This is a genomic window from Burkholderia sp. HMSC10F09 (assembly GCF_001806955.1).
In the GTDB taxonomy this organism is placed as follows: Bacteria; Pseudomonadota; Gammaproteobacteria; order Burkholderiales; family Burkholderiaceae; genus Burkholderia; species Burkholderia multivorans.
Genome location: NZ_KV786616.1, coordinates 27266 through 31331, shown reverse-complemented (window position 1 = coordinate 31331; position 4066 = coordinate 27266). Strand labels below are relative to the sequence as shown.

Genomic DNA, 4066 nt, shown 5'->3' with positions numbered 1-4066 from the left:
GGCGGCGGGCGGGCTGCTCGGCGGCAGCGGCGCGGCGTTCGCCGCGTACGCGTCGCCCGACGCGCGTGCGGCCAAGCTCGCGGCGAAAACGAACGCGAAGTTCGTCGCGGCCGACAAGGTCACGCCGTTCAAGGACATCACCTCCTACAACAACTTCTACGAATTCGGCACCGACAAGGGCGATCCCGCGCAGAACGCCGGCACGCTACGGCCGCGTCCGTGGCGCGTGAGCGTCGAGGGCGACGTGCTGCATCCGAAGGTGTTCGACATCGACGAGTTGCTGAAGCTCGCGCCGCTCGAGGAGCGCGTGTACCGGCTGCGCTGCGTCGAAGGATGGTCGATGGTGATTCCGTGGATCGGCGTGCCGCTGTCGGAGCTGATCAAGCGCGTGCAGCCGACGGGCAACGCGAAATACGTGCAGTTCGTCACGCTTGCCGATCCGTCGCAGATGCCGGGGCTGTCGACGCCGGTGCTCGACTGGCCGTACTCGGAAGGGCTGCGGATGGACGAGGCGATGCATCCGCTGACGCTGCTGACGATGGGTGTCTACGGCCAGGTGCTGCCGAACCAGAACGGCGCGCCGGTGCGCGTCGTCGTGCCGTGGAAGTACGGCTTCAAGAGTGCGAAATCGCTCGTGAAGATCCGCTTCGTCGACAAGCAGCCGAAGACGAGCTGGAACACGTACGCGCCGAACGAATACGGGTTCTATTCGAACGTCAATCCGGACGTCGACCATCCGCGCTGGAGTCAGGCGACCGAGCGTCGTATCGGCGAAGACGGCTTTTTCACGCCGAAGCGCAAGACGCTGATGTTCAACGGCTACGGCGATCTTGTCGCGTCGATGTATCAGGGCATGGACCTGAAGAAGAACTTCTGAGTGCACGGGTGCGACAGGACATGACGCCGACACCGATTTCGTCTTCGCATACCGCGCGCTCGCGCGTGGCGTCCGGCGCCGCGCGTACGGCCGTGCCACGCTGGCTCGCTGCGGCCAAGGTACTGGTTTTCGCGGCAGGCCTTTATCCGCTTGCGCGGCTCGTGCTGTTCGGGATGACGGACCGCCTCGGCGCGAATCCGATCGAATTCGTCACGCGCTCGACGGGCCTGTGGACGCTCGTGATGCTCTGCGTGACGCTCGCGATCACGCCGCTGCGGCGCGCGACGGGCGTGACCGCGCTGCTGCGCTTTCGCCGGATGATCGGCCTGTTCGCGTTCTTCTACGCGACGCTGCACTTCACCACCTACTTCTGGTTCGACAAGTGGTTCGATGTGGCGGCGATTCTGAAGGACGTCGGCAAGCGGCCGTTCATCACGGTCGGCTTCGCCGCGTTCGTGCTGCTGATCCCGCTTGCGGCGACGTCGCCGCGCGCGATGGTGCGCCGGCTCGGCCGGCACTGGGCGACGCTGCACCGCGCGATCTATGCGATCGCTGCGTGCGCGGTGCTGCACTTCTGGTGGATGCGGGCCGGCAAGCACGATCTCGCGCAGCCGAAACTCTATGCGGCGATCGTCGCGGCGCTGCTCGGCTGGCGGCTGATTGCGTGGGCCGTGCGGCGCTTGCATGCGGCGCGCGATGCGCAGAAAAACGAAAGGCGATGACGGAACGTCATCGCCTTCTGTAGCGAGCGCGCCGCGCAGACGCTTTTAGTGCACGGACGTGCCCGAAGCGGCGGCGGGCGCTTTCGCGGTGCCGTCGGACAGCTCCGGCGACAGCGTCAGCGGTGTGCCGGACGAGTCGGGCGTGTCGGACGCGTTTTCGTCGGTCGGTGCGACGTCCGACGGCGGCGTGTCTTGCTGCTGGATCGGCTTCTGCGGCAGCGGCGGCACGGTAGGCAGATAGAGCGGGCCGCGTTGGCCGCAGCCGGCAAGAATCGCCAAAGCCGCTACAATCGCGCTCATCCGGAAAACGACTCGCATGATCGTCCCTGAACAATTGAACCGATAGAGTTTAGCATGTCCGATACCGAATACCTGACCCGTGCCGAGGCCGTGCTGGCGGCCGTCGAGCGTACCGTCGACGCCGCGAACGACGGCGATCACGACATCGATCTGGAACGCAACGGCAGCGTTCTGACGCTCACCTTCGAGAACGGCTCGAAGATCATCGTGAATCTGCAGCCGCCGATGAAGGAAGTGTGGATCGCCGCAAAGGCGGGTGGTTTCCACTATCGCTACGTCGACGGCGCATGGCGCGATACACGCACCGGCACCGAATTCTTCGCCGCGCTGAGCGAGTACGCGACGCAGCAGGCCGGGCTGCCGATCACGTTCACCGCGTGACGCGGTACGCGCCGGCGCCGCCGGTGCGTGCGTGCATCGCCGGATAAGAAAAAAGCGCCCCGCGGGGCGCTTTTCTCATGCCGGGGCCGCCGATCAGTGGCCGCGGAACAGGTTCATGATGTCCTGCTTTTCCTGCTCGTCGACATGCGGCACGGCATCGTCGACCTCTTGCGATGCGGGCGCCTGCGGCACGCCGACCGTCGACACGAAGCCGTGGCCGGGCGTGAAGTCGGTGAAATACAGCTCGCCGCCGAGCGATTCGACGCCGTCGGGCATCATCGGCTTGAAGTCGGGCACGCCCTTGAGCGCCGCACCCATGTAGTCGATCCACACCGGCAGCGCGAGGCCGCCGCCGGTTTCGCGATCGCCGAGACTGCGCGGATTGTCGTAGCCGATCCATGCGATCGCGGCGAGCGTGTGCTGATAGCCGGCGAACCACGCATCGTGCGAATCGTTCGTCGTGCCGGTCTTGCCCGCGAGATCGGTGCGCTTGAGCACGTTGGTCTTCGCGCCGGTGCCGCGCTGCGCGACGCTCTGCAACAGGCTGTTCATCACGTACGCGTTGCGCGCATCGATCGCGCGCGGCGCATTCTGCTCTGCGATGAGCGGTTGTGCACGCGCGACGATCGCACCGTTCGGATCGGTGACTTCCGCGATCAGATACGGGTTCACGCGATAGCCGCCGTTCGCGAACACCGAATACGCGCCGGCCATCTGCAGCGGCGTGACGAGGCCGGCGCCGAGCGCCATCGGCAGATAGGCCGGATGGCGATCGGCGTCGAAGCCGAACCGCGTGATGTACTGCTGCGCGTACTTCGTGCCGATGTGATTGAGGATCCGGATCGACACGAGGTTGCGCGAGCGCTGCAGCGCGGTGCGCATCGACATCGGCCCTTCGAAGCCGCCGCCGTAGTTCTTCGGCTCCCAGGGCTGGCCGCCGGTTTCGGCCGCGCTGAAATAGAGCGGCCCGTCGTTGATGACCGTGGCCGGCCCGAGCCCCTTGTCGAGCGATGCCGAGTAGATGAACGGCTTGAACGACGAACCGGGTTGCCGCCACGCCTGCGTCACGTGGTTGAACTTGTTCTTGTTGTAGTCGAACCCGCCGACCAGCGAGCGGATCGCGCCGTCCTGCGGCACGATCGAGATGAACGCGCCTTCGACCTGCGGCAACTGCGTGATCGACCATTTGCCCGCGTCGTTTTTCACGACGCGAACGATTGCGCCCGGACGAATGCGACGGTTCGGCTGCGCGTTCGCCGACAGTGCGCCGGCCGCGAAGCGCAGGTTCTCGCCTTCGATCGTCGCGCTGCTGCCGTCGATGAACGCGACGGTGATCTGGCGCGGGCTCGCGGCCGTGACGACGGCCGCGATCAGCTCGCCGTTGTCCGGGTGCTCGAGCAGCGCGTCGTCGATGGCCTGTTCGCGCTCGTCCGCGGCCGAAGGCAGCTCGATGAAACCTTCCGGCCCGCGATAGCCGTGGCGCCGCTCGTAATCCATGATGCCCTTGCGCAGCGCGGTATACGCAACCTGCTGATCGGCGGAATCGATCGTCGTGATGACGTTGAAGCCGCGCGTGTAGGTTTCCTCGCGGTATTGCGCATACATCATCTGACGCACCATTTCCGCGACGTATTCGGCATGCACGCTGTACTCGCGACCCGCGCCCTTGACGACGAGCGGCTGCGCGACGGCTTCGTCGTACTGCTCGCGCGTGATGAAGTTCAGCTCGAGCATCCGCTGCAGGATGTACTCCTGGCGCACCTTCGCGCGCTTCGGATTGACGACC

The 4066-nt window shown here is 65.9% G+C and carries 5 protein-coding genes; 3 read left to right on the top strand and 2 right to left on the bottom strand.

Annotated elements, in window-relative coordinates:
• Together msrP and msrQ are read left to right on the top strand one after the other, a co-directional pair.
• A partial coding sequence (gene msrP, locus HMPREF3115_RS07540) for a protein-methionine-sulfoxide reductase catalytic subunit MsrP (protein ID WP_070553960.1) occupies positions 1 to 877 on the top strand: 877 nt, incomplete at its 5' end.
• A 20-nt stretch (positions 878 to 897) separates the two neighbouring features.
• The gene (gene msrQ, locus HMPREF3115_RS07535) at positions 898 to 1599 is read left to right on the top strand and encodes a protein-methionine-sulfoxide reductase heme-binding subunit MsrQ (protein WP_070553957.1); all 702 of its coding nucleotides are present in this window, start codon (positions 898 to 900) and stop codon (positions 1597 to 1599) included.
• A 45-nt stretch (positions 1600 to 1644) separates the two neighbouring features.
• On the opposite strand, the gene HMPREF3115_RS07530 is transcribed toward msrQ, so the two are convergent.
• Entirely contained in the window at positions 1645 to 1917 is a 273-nt protein-coding gene (locus HMPREF3115_RS07530) for an LPS translocon maturation chaperone LptM (RefSeq protein ID WP_006411964.1), read from the bottom strand.
• Positions 1918 to 1953: 36 nt separating this feature from the next.
• Here HMPREF3115_RS07530 and cyaY point away from each other — a divergent pair, with 36 nt between their 5' ends.
• Positions 1954 to 2280 carry an iron donor protein CyaY gene (gene cyaY, locus HMPREF3115_RS07525; protein ID WP_006400626.1) on the top strand — a complete coding sequence of 109 codons (327 nt, stop codon included), beginning with the start codon at positions 1954 to 1956 and terminating at the stop codon, positions 2278 to 2280.
• A 93-nt stretch (positions 2281 to 2373) separates the two neighbouring features.
• On the opposite strand, the gene HMPREF3115_RS07520 is transcribed toward cyaY, so the two are convergent.
• Positions 2374 to 4066 (bottom strand): penicillin-binding protein 1A (locus HMPREF3115_RS07520; RefSeq protein ID WP_256276102.1); only part of this gene is annotated, 1693 nt, incomplete at its 5' end.